Source organism: Pseudarthrobacter sp. L1SW (assembly GCF_020809045.1).
Lineage (GTDB): Bacteria > Actinomycetota > Actinomycetes > Actinomycetales > Micrococcaceae > Arthrobacter.
The window spans coordinates 857,935-874,735 of the sequence record NZ_CP078079.1; the positions used below are offsets into that span (position 1 = coordinate 857,935).

The 16,801-nt window shown below is 63.8% G+C and carries 13 protein-coding genes and 2 pseudogenes; 9 read left to right on the top strand and 6 right to left on the bottom strand.

Going from position 1 to position 16,801, the window contains the following annotated elements; genetic code table 11:
* Positions 1–21 precede the first annotated feature (21 nt).
* The 3 genes and pseudogenes from KTR40_RS04055 to KTR40_RS04065 all read right to left on the bottom strand — a co-directional run bounded on the left by KTR40_RS04055 (position 22) and on the right by KTR40_RS04065 (position 2,565).
* Positions 22–1,226, bottom strand: a pseudogene (locus tag KTR40_RS04055) (IS30 family transposase).
* A 498-nt stretch (positions 1,227–1,724) separates the two neighbouring features.
* Positions 1,725–2,207 carry an SRPBCC family protein gene (locus KTR40_RS04060; RefSeq protein WP_228405333.1) on the bottom strand — a complete coding sequence of 161 codons (483 nt, stop codon included), beginning with the start codon at positions 2,205–2,207 and terminating at the stop codon, positions 1,725–1,727.
* Positions 2,208–2,223: 16 nt separating this feature from the next.
* Positions 2,224–2,565, bottom strand: a complete 342-nt coding sequence (locus tag KTR40_RS04065) for a helix-turn-helix transcriptional regulator (protein WP_139028171.1) — start codon at positions 2,563–2,565, stop codon at positions 2,224–2,226.
* Positions 2,566–2,713: 148 nt separating this feature from the next.
* Between KTR40_RS04065 and KTR40_RS04070 the strand changes: the two genes are divergently transcribed.
* The 9 genes and pseudogenes from KTR40_RS04070 to KTR40_RS04110 all read left to right on the top strand — a co-directional run bounded on the left by KTR40_RS04070 (position 2,714) and on the right by KTR40_RS04110 (position 13,324).
* The gene (locus tag KTR40_RS04070) at positions 2,714–3,118 is read left to right on the top strand and encodes a tautomerase family protein (protein ID WP_228405334.1); all 405 of its coding nucleotides are present in this window, start codon (positions 2,714–2,716) and stop codon (positions 3,116–3,118) included.
* A 186-nt stretch (positions 3,119–3,304) separates the two neighbouring features.
* Positions 3,305–4,330 carry a 5-dehydro-2-deoxygluconokinase gene (gene iolC / locus KTR40_RS04075; protein ID WP_228405335.1) on the top strand — a complete coding sequence of 342 codons (1,026 nt, stop codon included), beginning with the start codon at positions 3,305–3,307 and terminating at the stop codon, positions 4,328–4,330.
* Positions 4,327–5,262, top strand: a complete 936-nt coding sequence (locus KTR40_RS04080; RefSeq protein WP_228405336.1) for a deoxyribose-phosphate aldolase — start codon at positions 4,327–4,329, stop codon at positions 5,260–5,262. The genes iolC and KTR40_RS04080 overlap by 4 nt, the downstream gene beginning before the upstream one ends.
* A 34-nt stretch (positions 5,263–5,296) precedes the next feature.
* On the top strand, positions 5,297–7,246 hold the full coding sequence (iolD, locus tag KTR40_RS04085; protein WP_228406018.1) for a 3D-(3,5/4)-trihydroxycyclohexane-1,2-dione acylhydrolase (decyclizing): 1,950 nt from the start codon (positions 5,297–5,299) through the stop codon (positions 7,244–7,246).
* A 32-nt stretch (positions 7,247–7,278) separates the two neighbouring features.
* Positions 7,279–8,790 (top strand): annotated as a pseudogene (locus KTR40_RS04090) (CoA-acylating methylmalonate-semialdehyde dehydrogenase); the annotation flags it as partial.
* A 180-nt stretch (positions 8,791–8,970) separates the two neighbouring features.
* Positions 8,971–9,882: a sugar phosphate isomerase/epimerase gene (locus tag KTR40_RS04095; RefSeq protein ID WP_228405337.1), complete on the top strand. Its 912-nt coding sequence runs from the start codon at positions 8,971–8,973 to the stop codon at positions 9,880–9,882.
* Between the two features lie 46 nt (positions 9,883–9,928).
* Entirely contained in the window at positions 9,929–10,942 is a 1,014-nt protein-coding gene (locus KTR40_RS04100; RefSeq protein ID WP_228405338.1) for a Gfo/Idh/MocA family protein, read from the top strand.
* Between the two features lie 40 nt (positions 10,943–10,982).
* Positions 10,983–11,855: a sugar phosphate isomerase/epimerase family protein gene (locus KTR40_RS04105; protein WP_228405339.1), complete on the top strand. Its 873-nt coding sequence runs from the start codon at positions 10,983–10,985 to the stop codon at positions 11,853–11,855.
* An 11-nt stretch (positions 11,856–11,866) separates the two neighbouring features.
* A complete protein-coding gene (locus KTR40_RS04110) occupies positions 11,867–13,324 on the top strand; it encodes a sugar porter family MFS transporter (RefSeq protein WP_228405340.1) in 1,458 nt (485 codons plus the stop codon).
* Between the two features lie 92 nt (positions 13,325–13,416).
* Here KTR40_RS04110 and KTR40_RS04115 read toward each other — a convergent pair whose 3' ends face one another.
* The 3 genes from KTR40_RS04115 to KTR40_RS04125 form a co-directional block, all read right to left on the bottom strand.
* Positions 13,417–14,439 carry a Gfo/Idh/MocA family protein gene (locus KTR40_RS04115; RefSeq protein WP_228406020.1) on the bottom strand — a complete coding sequence of 341 codons (1,023 nt, stop codon included), beginning with the start codon at positions 14,437–14,439 and terminating at the stop codon, positions 13,417–13,419.
* Positions 14,440–14,551: 112 nt separating this feature from the next.
* Positions 14,552–15,571, bottom strand: a complete 1,020-nt coding sequence (locus KTR40_RS04120; protein WP_228405341.1) for a sugar phosphate isomerase/epimerase — start codon at positions 15,569–15,571, stop codon at positions 14,552–14,554.
* Positions 15,568–16,746, bottom strand: a complete 1,179-nt coding sequence (locus KTR40_RS04125; protein WP_228405342.1) for a Gfo/Idh/MocA family protein — start codon at positions 16,744–16,746, stop codon at positions 15,568–15,570. Before KTR40_RS04125 ends, KTR40_RS04120 begins: the two co-directional genes overlap by 4 nt.
* Positions 16,747–16,801: the final 55 nt, after the last annotated feature.

Below are 16,801 nucleotides of genomic sequence, written 5' to 3' on the forward strand. Positions count from 1 at the left end.
GGTCGTTGCAACACCTGCTGGTTAGGTGGTTAGTAGTAAATCACGTAAACGCTCGGCTGGGGTCTTCCAGCCGAGCGTTTTGCGTGGGCGGCCGTTGAGTTCCTGGGCGACGTGTTCGAGGTCTTCAGTGCCGTAGGCGGACAGGTCGGTGCCTTTAGGGAAGTACTGGCGCAGTAGCCCGTTGGTGTTTTCATTCGAGCCGCGTTGCCAGGGGCTGGCGGGGTCGCAGAAGTAGACGGGCATGTCGGTGGCCATGGTGAAGGATCGGTGTCCGGCCATTTCGGCGCCTTGGTCCCAGGTCAGTGAGCCGCGCAGGTGCGCTGGAAGGGAACTGATGGTCCGGACGAGGCCGTCACGGACGGTTTCGGCGGTGTGGTCATTTGGCAGGTGGACGAGCATCACGTACCGGGTGGTGCGTTCGACCAGGTTGCGATGGCGGACTGGTTTAGTGTGCCGGTGATCAGGTCGCCTTCCCAGTGGCCGGGTACGGCGCGGTCCTCGACCTCGGGCGGTCGTTCGGAGATCATGACCATGGGGTCGGCGAAGCGGGAGATGCGCTGTTCGCCGGTGTTATGGGGTTTGCGGCGGGTCCGGCCGGTGCGCAGGGCCGCCTGAATTTCGCGTTTGAGCCCCCCTCTGGCCTGGACGTAGAGGGCTTGATAGATCGTCTCTGGGCACACACGCATCTCCGGCAGTTCGGGGAAATCTTCGACCAGCGTGTGGCTGATCTGCTCTGGAGACCAGCGTAGGAGCAGTTTCTCCTTCACGTAGTTGCTCAGATCCGATTCACCAGCGAGTTTCCCGGTTTTGGGCCGGGCGCGGCGTGAGGCAGCTTGACGTTGCGCCGCATACGGCTGGTAGCCAACACCCGGGTGGCCGTTACGGGCGATTTCCCGGCTAACGGTCGACGGCGATCGCTGCAACACTGCCGCGATTGAACGCAGCGAGGCCCCAGCGCCGTTCAGGTCCCGGATGGTCTCGCGTTCTTGCAGCGACAGAAACCTCGGGTCAATGGCCCGTTCAAGCACCGAGATCGATACCGACCGGGTCTGCTGCCTTTTGCCGGGGACGGCAGGAAGTGTTGAAGAATCCACATCATGGTTGTAATGCATTCTCTGTCCACCTGGATAAATGCGTCGACCGCCAGATTTCCTCACCCCAAGCTCCCACTCCCGTGCACTGCTGCGGGGAACGCCCAGGGCCTTGACCGCATCGCGCCGGCTCAGTCCTTGGTCCCGTAAGCGCAGGTACTCCACTCGCCTGCGATGACTCACCGGCCGGCTGGAAATGCCCGCCTCGCGGGCCCAGCGGAACGCAGTGTTTACATTCAGGCTGATCTCAGCTGCGGCAACAGTCACACTCCCTTCCCGCTCGAGAACGGACAAGAACTCACGTTTCTGTTCGGATGTGTATTTGGTTCTGGCTGCCTGGCGGGTTGATGCGGTGTTCCCGGAAGTGAGGCCAGCCCTGCGGAGCCACTGATAGCAGCTGTTCCGGTTCAAACCCAGTTCTGCCGCGGCTGATGTCGCACTTCCGAGTCGGTCAAAAACCTGGAAGAACTCTTCCCTCTGCTGAACAGTCGATCTCGCGTACTTCCGGGACTCCGCTGGAACATCGCTTAAATACGGCACGGTCGTTGCAACTCCCAAAATCTATGGGTGTTGCAACGACCGCTAAAACTCAAGCGCTGCAAGGGCGGCGTGTCGTCGTCGTACTTTTTTGCTTCAGACCTTGGCGCCGCTGAGGAGTTCGTCCAGCCGCTCGTAGCCCTCGCTCATGCCGCCTTCCATTCCGGACTGTGCCATCCCGTCGCGCGCCTCCTGGCTGGGATAAACGGAGTGGCCCCGCAGCCGGGTCCGCCCGTTGCCGAGGTCCTCGAACGTCATGAATTCCAGGCTGACGATGTCCGGGTAGCCGCCAAACTCAAAGGTTTGGATGGCAAAGTCGTTGTCGCGGACGGTGTGGAAGATGCCCTTGAACTCGTACGGCACCCCCTCCGGTCCCGTGTGCAGGTAGCTGTAGCTGCCGCCGGTGCGGAAGTCGTAATGGTCGATCTCCATCTTGTAGCCCCGCGGGCCCAGCCACTGGACGATCAGGTCAGGTTCCTTGTGGGCACGGAAGACGTCCGCCACCGGGAAATCGAACTCGCGCTCATAGTCGATGAAGGGGACGCCCTCAGGAACGCTGAGTTTCAGGGAATTGCTCATGATGACTCCTTGGAGATTAGTCGCTGCCAGACGCAGCATGTGATCTAAGTACGGCGTCGAGGTTCCGGAACTGCCCTTCGCGTACCAGCCTGTACTGGTCGATCCAGGCGGTCAGCGCCTCAAGCCGCGCCGGGTTCAGGTGGACGGGCCGGCGCTGCGCATCCCTGGTCCTGGTGACCAGTCCCGCCTGCTCGAGTACCTGGATATGTTTCGAGACCGCCTGCTTGGAGATCTCGAACGGTTCTGCCAATTCGTTCACGGTGGCCGCACCCCGGCTGAGCCGGGCGATGATGCTCCGCCGCACGGGATCGGCCAGGGCCATAAAGGCCGAGTCCAAGGCCGCGCTTTCGGAGCTCATCAGGGCCCTCCTTATCAATCTTCTCGTTTATCAACCTTTCGGTTGTTTAAGAGTAGGCGCGACGCGCTTCCCTTTCAAGCCTTTTGGCCTTGTTTCTGGCTCACCCCCTTTGTTAGTATGTCAGTACAAACTTTGAACGGAGCGAAACATGCCGCTTGTGCGCATTGACGTAAATGAAGGACGCAGCCGCGGGGAGCTGCAGCAGCTCAGCAGGGGAATCCATGATGCCATCATCGCTGAGTACGCCATCCCCGAGCGGGACTACTTCCACATCCTCAGCGAGCATACCGAGGGGCAGATTTTTGCCCAGGATGCCGGCCTGGGGTTTGAGCGGACCCGGGATGTGGTGATGATCCAGATCTTCACGCAGGGCGGCCGGTCCCAGGAGGCGAAGCAGCGGCTGTTCGCTGCAGTGGCGGAAAAGCTTGCCGAGGCCGGCACTGCGGGGGAGGACGTGTTCATCGGCTACGTGGAGAACACTGCGGTTGACTGGTCCTTTGGATTTGGCCGTGCGCAGTATGTCACCGGCGAGCTGGCTGTGCCCAAAAAGTAGCCCCTCCGTGCGGGGCGGATATGTGGATTTTCATAGCCACGTCTCGTTGTAAGTATGTCAGTACAAAGCTTTGACAGGACATCCAAACTAGGGCAAAGTAGTGCCCGTGGCGTAAGTCACGGCAGCGAGTCCAGGGCTCCCTCAGAACAGGTTTAGAGTTCCACACCAGAAAGGTCCACGATTACCGTGACCCACGAGCTTCTTACGATCGGGCGCATCAGCGTTGATATCTACCCGAACGACATTGGGGTTGACCTGGAGGACGTGACGTCCTTTGGGAAGTACCTTGGCGGTTCTCCGTCCAATGTCGCCGTCGCTGCCGCCCGGCATGGCCGCCGGACGGGTGTGATTACCCGCACCGGGGACGATGCGTTCGGAAAGTACCTCCACCGCGAACTGCACAAGTTCAACGTCGATGACACCTTCGTATCATCCGTCACGCAGTATCCGACGGCCGTGACCTTCTGCGCCATCAAGCCGGCTACGGACGAGTTCCCGCTCTACTTCTACGGACGGTTCCCCACTGCTCCGGACCTGCAGATCAGGGCAGAGGAGCTGGACCTTGATGCCATCCGCGAGGCCGGTATTTTCTGGTCCACGGTAACGGGCCTGTGCCAGGAGCCCAGCCGCAGCGCGCACCTTGCCGCCCATGAGGCCCGGCCGCGCACCGCCCTGGCCGAGGGCCAGTTCACCATCCTGGACCTGGACTACCGGCCCATGTTCTGGGACTCGGAAGAGGAAGCCCGGGCCGAAGTGGCCAAGATCCTCCCGCATGTCACCGTTGCCATCGGCAATGACAAGGAGTGTGCCGTGGCTGTGGGGGAGGGCACTCCGGATGAGCAGGCGGACCGGCTCCTGGCAGCGGGCGTGGAAATCGCCGTCGTCAAGCTTGGACCGGCAGGCGTGATGGCCAAGACCCGCACCGAGCGCGTGGTCTCCGCCCCGGTCCCGGTGGAAACCGTCAACGGCCTGGGCGCCGGCGACTCCTTCGGCGGCGCCTTCTGCCACGGACTGCTGTCCGGCTGGCCGCTTGCCCAGGTCCTCGATTACGCGAACGCCGCCGGCGCGATCGTCGCCTCCCGCCTCTCCTGCGCCGACGCCATGCCGACGCCGGATGAGGTCACGTCGCTGCTGGCCGAACGCGGCCGCCCGGTTCCCGGCAGTGTTCCCGGCACCTCTGAGCAGCTTGCCACTGAAGGAGCAGCACTGTGACCCTTACGCCTCTCGCCTCGAACCAGGCCGTCAACGACGACCCCCGCCGCTATGAGCACCTGAGCACCATCCGGCTCGAAGACCCGGATGCCGTAGCCCGGGCCGCCAAAGCCCGCCGCCGCCATCCCGGCGTGAAGTCCGGCCGGCAGAACTTCATCGTCGCAGCCGACCACCCCGCCCGCGGCGCCCTTGCCGTCGGCAGCGACCCGGTGGCCATGGCGGACCGCCGGCAGCTGCTGGACCGGCTGCAGATCGCGCTGGCCAACCCGGCCGTTGACGGTGTCCTGGCCTCGCCGGACATCATGGATGACCTGCTGCTGCTCGGTGCACTGAACGGCAAGCTGGTCTTCGGCTCCATGAACCGCGGCGGCCTTGCCGGGCTGGTCAATGAGTTCGACGACCGCTTCACCGGCCACACCGCTGCAGCGCTCGAAGCCTTGGGTGCGGACGGCGGCAAGATGCTGACCCGGATCTGCCTGGGCGACCCCGACACGGTGGTGACCCTCGAAGCTACCGCCAAGGCCATTGACTCGCTGGCCGAGCGGAAGCTCATCGCCATGGTGGAGCCCTTCCTTTCGGTCCGCGAAAACGGCAGGGTCCGCAATGACCTCACGCCGAACGCCGTGATCAAGTCGATTGCCATCGCCGAGGGCTTGGGCTCCACGAGCGCCTATACCTGGATGAAGCTGCCGGTCGTGGCGGAGATGGAACGCGTTATGGCGGCCACCACCATGCCTACGGTGCTCCTGGGCGGGGACCCGGACAGCAGCCAGGATGAAGTTTTCGCCAGCTGGCAGGCAGCCCTTGCCCTTCCCGGAGTGCAGGGCCTGACCGTTGGCCGGACCCTCTTGTATCCCGCTGACGGGGACGTGGCAGGCGCCGTCGCCACCGCCGCTTCCCTTCTCAACCACACTTCAGAAGCATCGGAGTAGACCCACCATGGCACCAGTACAGGGAGCCCGCCGGATGACGGTGGCGCAGGCCGTCGTCGAATACCTTTCCAAGCAGTACACCGTGGACTCGGTCAACGGGGTGGACTACCGGGAGCGCCTGATCCCGGGAACGTTCGGCATTTTCGGGCACGGCAACGTGGCAGGCGTGGGCCAGGCGCTGAAGCAGTACCAGCAACTGGACCCGGCCATCATGCCGTACTACCAGGGACGCAACGAGCAGGCCCAGGTCCACCAGGCCGTGGGGTATGCCCGGCACACCCGCCGTCGCCAGACGTTCGCGGTCAGCACCTCCATCGGCCCGGGCTCCTCCAACCTGCTGACCGGCGCCGCGCTGGCCACCACCAACCGGCTGCCGGTGCTGTTGCTGCCCAGTGACACGTTCGCCACCCGCGCCGCGGACCCGGTGCTGCAGCAGCTCGAGCAGCCCTACGCCTACGACCTGACGGTCAATGACGCGTTCCGGCCGCTGTCCAAGTTCTTCGACCGGGTCAACCGGCCCGAGCAGCTGTTCTCCGCCTTCCACCACGGCCTGCGGGTGCTCACCGACCCGGCCGAGACGGGAGCGGTGACAATTTCGCTGCCGCAGGACGTCCAGGCCGAAGCCTTCGACGTGCCCGAGGAATTCCTGGCCGAGCGGGAGTGGCGGATCCGCCGACCGGAGGCGGACGACGACGACATCCGCCGCGCCGCCGAGGCGATCCGTGCCGCGAAGCGCCCGCTGATCATCGCCGGCGGCGGCATCCTCTACGCCTACGCCAACGACGAGCTGGCGAAGTTCGTGGAGCTGACCGGTATCCCGGTGGGCAACACGCAGGCAGGCGTCGGCGTCCTGCCCTGGGACCACAAGTTCAGCCTGGGTGCCATCGGTTCCACCGGCACGACGGCGGCGAACGCCATCGCTGCCGAGGCGGACCTGATCATCGGCATCGGCACCCGCTACGAGGACTTCACCACCGCGTCCCGGACGGCGTTCCAGAACCCGGACGTGCGCTTCATCAACATCAACGTCGCCCCGATCGACGCGTACAAGCACGGCACCACGCTGCCGATTGTCGCCGATGCCCGCAAGGCACTGGTCAAGCTCAACGCAGCCCTCGGCGGCTACCGCGTGGGCGGCGACCTTGAGCGACGCGTCGCGGCGGAGAAGAAGCGCTGGGACGCCACCGTGGATGAAGCCTTCGACACCCGCTACACCCCGCTGCCGGCGCAGAATGAAATCATCGGCGCCACCAACCGGGCCATGGACCCCCGCGACGTGGTCATCTGCGCGGCAGGGTCGCTGCCCGGTGACCTGCACAAGATGTGGCGCGTCCGCGACCCCTTCGGCTACCACGTCGAATACGCCTACTCCTGCATGGGGTACGAGATCCCCGGCGGCCTCGGCGTCAAGCGCGCGGCCCTCGCCGAAGCGGCAAGCACGACGGCGGCAGGCGGGTCAGGCGATCAGGTGCGGGACGTCGTCGTGATGGTGGGGGACGGTTCCTACCTGATGATGCACACCGAACTCGTCACCGCCGTCGCCGAACGCATCAAGCTGATCGTCGTCCTGATCCAGAACCACGGCTACGCCTCCATCGGTTCCCTGTCCGAATCCCTCGGCTCGCAGCGGTTCGGCACAAAGTACCGGGCACTGGATGAGGAACACCACAGCTTCGACGAAGGCGAGACTCTGCCCGTTGACCTGGCCCTGAACGCACAGTCGCTGGGTGTAAAGGTGATCCGGATCGAACCGGGGGAGAAGGTCATCGCCGAACTCGAACAGGCCATCCGCGATGCCAAGGCCGCACCCGAGCGCGGTGGACCGATCCTGATCCACGTCGAATCCGATCCGCTGCTGGACGCGCCGTCCTCTGAATCCTGGTGGGACGTGCCCGTCTCCCAGGTCTCCGAACTGGAATCCACCAAGCAGGCCTTCCAGACCTACGCCGACCACAAGTCCCGCCAGCGCAAACTGCTCGGCTGACCCCCTTTCTCCGCTACTCAAGGAAGAGTCCAATGACTGCCACCACCACTGAGACCACCACCATCAACCACTTCATCAATGGCGCCGAAACCGCCGGTGAAGGTGACCGAAGCACTCCCGTCTACAACCCGGCCACCGGTGCTGTGTCCGCAACCCTGCGCTTGGCCAACCGCGCCGACCTGGACGCCACCGTTGCCGCCGCCCGCAAAGCAGCCGACACGTGGGGCGACATCTCCCTGGCCAAGCGCACCGCCGTGCTGTTCAAGTTCCGTGAACTCGTCGCCGCCCACGTGGACGACCTCGCGGCCCTGATCACGGCCGAGCACGGCAAGGTCCTCTCCGACGCCAAGGGTGAGATCGGCCGCGGCCTGGAGGTTGTGGAGTACGCCTGCGGTATCCCCACCCTGCTCAAGGGCGACTACTCGGACCAGGTCTCTACCGGCATCGACGTCTTCTCCTTCCGCGAACCCCTCGGCGTGGTGGCGGGCATCACCCCGTTCAACTTCCCCGTGATGGTCCCGCTCTGGATGGCGCCGATGGCGATCGCCACCGGCAACGCCTTCATCCTCAAGCCCTCCGAACGCGATCCCTCTGCCTCCCTCCTGCTGGCGAAGCTGTGGAAGGAGGCCGGGCTGCCCGACGGCGTGTTCCAGGTCCTGCACGGCGACAAGGAAACAGTGGACGGGCTGCTGACCCACCCGGACGTTGACGGCATCTCCTTTGTCGGCTCCACCCCGATTGCCCAGTACGTCCAGGAGACCGCCACGAAGCACGGCAAGCGCGTGCAGGCCCTGGGCGGGGCAAAGAACCACGCCATCATCCTGCCCGACGCCGACCTGGACAACGCCGCAGACCACCTCGCCGCCGCCGCATTCGGCTCCGCCGGTGAACGCTGCATGGCCATCTCTGTCGCCGTCGCCGTCGGGGACGCCGCAGAACTGCTCGTGAAGAAGGTCGAAGAGCGCGCCCTGGCCGTGAAGGTCAACAACGGCACCGCCCCCGACGCCGAAATGGGCCCGGTCATCACCCCGGCCTCCAAGGAACGCATCGTCAGGATCGTCACCGAAGCCGAAACCGCCGGCGCTGCCATGGTGGTGGACGGCCGTGGCCTGGTGGTCCCCGGCCACGAAGACGGCTTCTGGGTGGGACCCACCGTGATCGACCACGTCAAGACCGAAATGACCGCCTACAAGGAGGAAATCTTCGGACCCGTCCTCGTGGTGGTCCGCGTGGATACCCTCGAAGACGGCATCAAGCTCATCAACGCCAACCCTTACGGCAACGGCACCGCCATCTTCACCTCCTCCGGCGCAGCAGCCCGGAAGTTCCAGCGCTCCGTCACCGTCGGCATGATCGGCATCAACGTGCCCCTGCCCGTCCCGGTGGCCTACCACTCCTTCGGCGGCTGGAAAGCCTCGCTCTTCGGTGACAAGCACATCTACGGCCCCGAAGGCGTCTCCTTCTACACCCGCGGCAAGGTCATCACCTCCCGCTGGCCCGAAACCCACCACGCCTCCGGCGCCTCCTACAACTTCCCGTCCCACGCCGACGACAGCCATGCCGTCCGCCACGACGGAATCGCAGAAGGCCTCCCTGACGAGCTGGCGCACGGAGAAGACGCCGTTCCAGGCCGGGCCGACGATGCAACTGAAGGCCGCGGACGGCGCGACTGACCCCTTCGCTATCCCAGCTGAGCACCCCGACAATAGAAAGACAACGCTGTCATGACTGAAAACAAGCTGATCATCGGCACCGCTCCGGACTCCTGGGGCGTCTGGTTCGCGGACGATCCCAAGCAGACGCCGTGGGAGCGGTTCCTGGACGAGGTGGCCGAATCCGGCTACAAGTGGATTGAGCTGGGCCCCTACGGCTACCTTCCGACCGACCCTGCCCGCCTGGCCGAGGAGCTCAAGCAGCGCGACCTCAAGGTCACCGCCGGCACCGTCTTCACCGCTTTCCACCGCGGGCTGGACCAGTGGGAGACCGCCTGGGAGCCGGCCCGCAAGGTGGCCGAACTGACGGCAGCAATGGGCGGCGAGCACATTGTGGTCATCCCGGCCATGTGGCGCGACGACGTCACGGGTGAGGCTGTGGAAAGCGGCACCCTGAGCGACAAGGCCTGGAGTGACCTCTTCGACGGCCACAACCGCCTGGGCAAGACCCTGCTGGAAGACTTTGGCCTGAAGCAGCAGTTCCACTCCCACGCCGACTCCCACGTTGGCGCGCAGGAAGACATCGAAACCCTCCTGGCCGCCACGGATCCGCAGTACCTGAACCTGTGCCTTGACACCGGCCACGCCGAATACTGCGGTGCCTCCAGCCTGGAACTGATCAAGAACTACCCGGACCGCATCGGCTACCTGCACCTGAAGCAGATCAACCCGGAGATCCTGAAGAAGGTCAACGAGGAAAACATGACCTGGGCCGCAGCCAACCTGGCCGGCGTCATGACCGAGCCGCCGAACGGCCTGCCGGACCTCCGCGCGGTCATCGAAGCTGTGGAAGGCTTGAACCGTCCCATCTTCGGCATCGTGGAACAGGACATGTACCCGGTGGCGTTCGATGTGCCCATGCCGATCGCCAAGCGCACCCGCAACTACCTGCTGTCCTGCGGTTCCCGGACCACCGTCAACTGACAGCCACACCGCCCGCATCCGCCACAGATACTGAAGGAACGAAACAATGACTGAAACCCTCCGCGTCGCCGTCATCGGCGCCGGGCGCATGGGCGCCGACCACATCCAGCGCCTTAACACCCGCATCCACGGAGCCGAAGTTGCCGCCGTCGTGGACGTGGACCTGGCCCGTGCCCAGGCCGCCATCGAGGGCATCCCGGGCGCCGTGGCACTTGCCGACGCCGAGGAAGCCCTCAACAACGGCGATGTCAACGCGGTACTGATCGCCACCCCCGGTTTCCTGCACGAGGACATCCTGTTCAAGGCCCTCGCCAAGGACATCCCCATCCTCTGCGAAAAGCCGCTGACCCCCGACGCCGAATCCTCCTGGAAGATCGTCGAGGCCGAGGTGGCGCTGGGCCACAAGCGCATCCAGGTGGGGTTCATGCGGCGGTTCGACGCCGAGTACGCGGCATTGGGCGGAATCATCCGGAACGGCGAACTGGGCGAACTGCTCATGCTGCACCACCAGCACCGGAACCCCACCACACCGGATGGCTTCACCAACGAGATGCTAATCAACGACTCCGTGGTCCACGAGTTCGATGCCATCCGCTACTTCACCGGCGAGGAAATCACCAGTGTCCAGGTCCGCCTGGGCAAGGCCACCAAGAACGCGCCCGCAGGCCAGCACGATCCCCAGCACGTCCTGCTCGAGACCGAGTCAGGCGTCCTGGCCGACGTCGAAATCTTCGTCAACGCCAAGTTCGGCTACGAAGTGGCCACTCAGGCTTCCTTCGAAGAAGGCATTGTCAACATTGGCGGCGACAAGGGGCCATACACCCGCAGCGCCGGCCACTGGGGCGGCAACGTCACGCCCGGCTTCGAGGAGCGCTTTGGCGCGGCGTACGACGTCGAAATCCAGTCATGGGTGGACGCGGCGCTTAAGGGCGAAATTGGCGGTCCAACCGCCTGGGACGGTTACGCCACCGCAGCGTGCTGCGAAGCAGGCGTCGAAGCGCAGAAGAACGGCGAAAAGGTCGCCGTGAAGCTCGCCGCAAAGCCCGACCTCTACAAGTAGCCCCCGCCCTGCCGTTCTGATCCACGATGGAGTGTTTTTCGTGAAAATCGCACTTGACCCCACGCCGTTCCACCACTCGCATAGCCTGCTTGAGTTCCCCAAGGTGGTGGCGGACCTCGGCTACAAGTACATGCAGATGACCCCGCACGCCGATTTCATCCCCTTCTTCAACCATCCCAAGGCGGATGACGAACTGGTGCGCCAGCTGAACAAGGCCTGCAAGGACGCGGGAATCGAAATCGCCTCCGTGCTGCCGGTGCTTCGCTGGTCCGGACCGGACGAGGATGCCAGGGAAGCGGCTGTCCGCTACTGGAAGCGTGCCATCCAGATCACCGTGGACCTTGGCGTGAGCACCATGAACACTGAGTTCAGCGGCCGCCCGGAGAAGGCGGAGGAGTCCGAAAGGGCCTTCTACCGTTCCATGGAAGAACTGCTGCCCATCATCGAGCGGGAGGGCATCGACCTGCTGATCGACCCGCACCCGGACGACTTTGTGGAAGAGGGCCTCGCCGCCATCCGCGTGATCCGCGGGGTCAATTCGAAGAATGTGGGCATGGTCTACGTGGCTTCGCACAGCTTCCACATGAAGAACGCGCCCCTGGACATCATGCGCGCCGCAGGTGACAAGCTGCGGCTGGTCCACGTGGCGGACACCATGGACCATCACGCCTCCCATGGCCTGCGCTACATCACCAACCCTCCGGGCAACCCGGTCCGTGTCCACCAGCACCTGAAAATCGGCGATGGCGACGTGAACTGGGATGAGTTCTTTGGTGGCCTGAAGGAAATCGGGTTCCTGGACCGGGATGACACGGTCATGGTGTCCAGCGTTTTTGCCGAGGACGAGCATGCGGAGGACGTCTCCCGGTACCAGCTGGAGACGATGCAGGACTATATCGCCAAAACGAAATAGTGGACGCGCCGATGGAAAACAGCAAAGGAACCATGACCGCGCCGGGCGCGGCGGGAACGCCCGGCATTGCAAGGAACTCCACACCGTCAAAGTCCTCGGACCCGAAGAAATTCATGCGGAAGGTGGCGATCTTCTCCACCTTCGGCGGCCTGCTGTTCGGCTACGATACCGGCGTCATCAACGGCGCACTGCCCTTTATGCAGCGGGATCTTGGCCTTACTCCGCTGACTGAAGGGCTCGTCACCTCCACGCTCCTCTTCGGTGCAGCATTTGGCGCCATCAGTGCCGGACGCTTATCGGACCGCTTCGGCCGGCGGAAAACCATCATGGGGCTGGCGCTGATTTTCGTCGTCGCCACCATCTTCTGCACTATTTCGCCGAGTACTGAACTGCTGATAGCGGCAAGGACCTTGTTGGGCCTCGCCGTGGGTGGTGCGTCGGTGATCGTCCCGGTATACCTCGCGGAGATGTCGCCGGCGGCCCAGCGCGGCCGCATCGTCACGCAGAACGAACTGATGATCGTTACCGGGCAGTTCCTGGCCTTCACGTTCAACGCGGTGCTGGGTAACGCGTTTCCTGAAGAAGCGAACATCTGGCGCTGGATGCTCGTGATCGCTACGTTGCCGGCCGTGGTGCTCTGGTTCGGGATGCTCGTCCTGCCGGAAAGCCCTCGCTGGCTTGCGTCCGCCGGCAGGTTCGGCGCCGTCCTGGAGGTGCTGCGCTCCACTCGCGCTGCCGGGGACGTGTCAGCAGAGTTCGACGAGGTGCGGCAGGCGGCCCGCGAGGATTACCAGGCAAAACTCGGCACGGTCAAGGACCTCACCGTCCCGTGGATCCGCAGGATCTTCGTGGTGGGTCTCGGCATGGCGATCATCAACCAAATCAGCGGTGTGAACGCGATCATGTACTACGGGACGTCCATCCTGTCCTCGTCAGGATTCGGCGACCGTGGCGCACTGATCGCGAATGTCCTCAACGGCATCACTTCTGTGGTGGCCGTGGTTATAGGTATGTACCTGATGTCGCGCGTACGCCGTAAACCCATGCTGATTGTGGGACTGTGCGGCACGTCCTCGTCCCTGCTGGCGATCGCGATCATCTCCTTCGCCCTGCCGGCAAGCACCCTGCGCGGCTACCTGGTCCTGCTGTTCATGGTGACGTTCCTGGCCTCCATGCAGGGCTGCATTGGCACCGTCACCTGGCTGACCATGTCCGAGATCTTTCCGATGCACGTCCGTGGCGTTGCTATGGGTATCTGCGTTTTTGTGCTGTGGATGGTCAACTTCCTCATTGGTTTCTTTTTCCCACAGATGGTTGCGTGGACCGGTGTTTCGGCTACGTTCCTCATCTTTGTGGCACTGCAGCTCGGCGCCATCGTTTGGGTCAAGCGGGTGGTCCCGGAAACCAAGGACAAGTCCCTCGAGGAGCTCGAGCACCTGTTCAAGGAACGCTCCCGCGTGGACGCCTAAGGCCCCCAAAACGGGGCGGCGCAGCAGGTGCCACAAGAAACGCCCGACGCCTGCCGGCGTCGGGCGTTTCTGCCTCCAGGGTGACGGCGGTGCTAGAGCGCAATCACCGTGTTGCGCAACGCGCTTTCGCGGGCGGCGTCAAGAACCTCCAGAGTCCTGATCCCTTCAGCCGCCGGTACCGGTTCGGGGCCTTCTCCCCTGACAGCGCGGGCGAATTCCACGTAGAAGCCGGCGTAGTTTCCCTGGGCTGAGGCGATAACCTCGCGCCCTCCCTGTAAAGAAAGCGTCCCCCAGTTTTCCGGGGCATCAATTCCCCACGCCGCCGGTTCCGCCGCAGGACGGCGGCCTGCGAACAGAGCCTCGGCCTGGACATCCGCACCTGTTGCCACATAGCTGCCGTTGCTGCCGTAAGCGCGCAGTTCCCTGGTACTTGAATGGTTCAGTTTGCTGGCGGACACTGTGGAGACAACTCCGGATGCATGCCTCATGGTGACGACGAAGCCGCAGTCCGTCCGTTCCCTGAAGCGGTCCGTCCAGTCAAGGGTTGCATAAACGGAGCTGGCCGGACCCAGGAGCCACAGCATCTGGTCCACAAGGTGGCTGCCAAGATCCCGGAGGAGTCCGCCACTGGCACCAAGTTCCAAGGTGTCCGCGTTGTCCTGATCCATCGTCGAGTGGACACGCCACAGCTCACCGAGTTTCCCTGATGCAAGGACGTTCGCGAGAGTAATGATATCGGCATCCCGCCGCCGGTTGTGATAAACGTTCAGGAAAACCCCGGCCTGGCTGGCTGCGTGTTCCAGCTCCCTGGCGTCTTTCGCTGTGGGCGCGAAGGGCTTATCCGCCACAACGTGGACACCAGCGCTGATAGCTTCCAAGACCAGATCCCTGCGGGTGTGCGGCGGCGTAGTGATGGTTACTGCATCCACCCCTGTTGCCAGCATTTCGGCAAGGCTGCCGTAGACCGGAAGGCCCGGATAGTCCTGTTCCACGTGTGCCCGGTTGACCGCCGACCTGGCCACCACCCCGGCGAGTTCCACGCCGTCGGCCGCTTCCACAAACGGGGCATGGAAGTACCGGCCGCCTGCTCCATAGCCCACAACGCCGATTCGCATCATTCGTCTCCTTTGCCTGTTGGATTTATTGTTCGGGTGGAATGAACGGAAAACAGCAGGAGGGGCGACGCGTTTGCGCCGCCCTCCTGCTGTCAGGGTGTCCCTCGGGTTATCAGGCGGTCGGGTTCAACGAGGCTGCGAGGGCTGCGTCAGCGTCCTTCAAAACTTTGGCGGCTACTTCCAGTCCTTCGATCCTGCCCAGCGAAACGTCCTCGTGCTCGATATTGACCAGCATGTCCGGATCTACCTCGTGCAGTGCGCGAAGGAACTCCGTCCAGAAGGCTGTGTCGTGCCCGCGGCCCAAGGCCACGAAGTCCCAGGCGGAGTTCTTGGGCCACTCGTTGGCCCATTCATCGCCGCCAAGGTTGGTGCGGTTCTCCTCCGGGGAGAGCCGACGGAAACTGTTGTCCAGCACGCCGTAGAGCGCCGCGTTTTCCGTATTCACGCGGACGTCCTTTGCTGCGGCCTGGAACACCAGGGGGCCGAGTTCGCGGACCACAGCTACCGGATCCATCTGCTGCCAGAACAGGTGGGAGGCATCAAGTTCCACTCCGACGTGTGTTGCACCCGTAAGCTCGATAAGTTTGCGGACATCGGCGGTGTTGAAAACGAGGTTTTGGGGGTGCAGCTCAAGAGCCACCTTGACGTCGTGGTCAGCAGCAAGGCGGTCAGTTTCCTTCCAGAACTCCGCTGCCACGCCCCACTGGTAGTCCAGTACATCCAGCGCAGCCGAGTTCCAGGCGTTGACCACCCAGTTGACGGTGGTGGCGCCCGGTTCGCCTCCGGGCAGGCCGGACATGGTCACCACCCGGTTCTGCCCCAGGCGGTGTGCCAGCCGGATGGAACGGCGGATGTCTTCGGCGTGCTTCTTACCGATCTCACGCTTGGGGTGCAGCGGGTTGCCGTTGCAGTTCAGGCCGGCGATCGAGACGCCGGTGCCTTCGAAAATCGCAAGGTAGTCGTCGCGCGCGGTGTCGCTTTCCAGGATTTGGTCCATGGTGGGGACATGGACGGCGGGCAGGAATCCGCCCGTGTTGATTTCAATGCCAGTGAGGCCAAGATCGGCTATGACCTTCAGCGCTTCGGGAAGTGGACGGTCATGCAGGATCGCGTTGTAGACGCCGAGTTTCATAGCGTGATTTTCTTTCCGTTGCTAAGGGCGGATTCGGTGACGGCGCCCAGCAGTTCCATGTTCCGCACGCCCTCGTCAAACGTGGCGCAGCGGGGGAGCGACTCTTCTTCGCTGAGGCCGGCAATCTCTTCGAGGAATGCACGTGCCTGGTAGCCAAAGGCATCGTTCTGGCCAAAGCCCACTTCGGGGGCGTCCATTGCGAGCCCGCCGGCGATATATGGGTGGCCCGGGCCCAGGATGACCTGCCGGTATCCATTTTCGTTGCCGGAGCCGTCGTTGAGGAACAGCTGGATTTCGGACGGACGGCGCTGGTCGAACTTTGCGGCACCGTTTTCGCAGAACACCTCGAATTGGAGGCTGTTGGCGTGTCCGGCCGCAACGCGGGAGACTTCAAAGCTGCCGGCGCCCGTGGCGAATTCCGCATTGAAAGCGGCATAGTCGTCGTTCTCGACGGCTTCGAAGGTGTCGCTGACAGGGGCATGGTCATGGCCCATCACAGCAGCGAGCGGCAGTGGCCGCTTGTTGATGACCGTGCTGAGCTGACCGCCGGAAACGGACTTGATGTCGCCGCACAGGAACTCGGAAATGTACGTCAGGTGGGATCCGACGTCGGCGAGGGCGCCTGAGCCGGGGCCGCCTTTATAGCGCCAGCTCATGGGAGCGGAGGGGCTGAAGCCGTAATCCGTCCAGTAGCGGCCGCTGAAGTGCAGGACGTTGCCGAGCACCCCGGTCCGGATGAGGTCCCGGATATAGGCGATGCCCGGTGTGCGGCGGAAGGTGAACCCGATCCGCGCGATACTGGACGCGCTGCGGGCTGCGTCAGCCATGGCCCGGGCGTCTTCCATGGAATCACTCAGGGGCTTCTCGCACAGCACGTGCTTGCCGGCGGCCAGCAGGCCCTCAACAACCTCACGGTGGAGGGCGTTGGCGATGACGACGCTGACCACGTCGATATCATCGGCTTCGGCGATTGCCTGCCATGAGGTGTCGTTACGCTCGTAACCGAAGCGCCGGGCGGCCAGGGAGCCGAATTCGGCATTGACGTCACCGATCGAAACCAAGCGCACCGGAGGAAGGACCGGGCTGTAGAGGGCGGACGCCGTCCGGTATGCGGCAGCGTGGGCCTTGCCCGCCATGCCTGCACCGATGACGGCTACACCAAGGCTTTCAGCCATTGATTTCTCCTTTGAAATTCAGCCGCGACATGGAACGTCCGACGGCGTTTTGTAG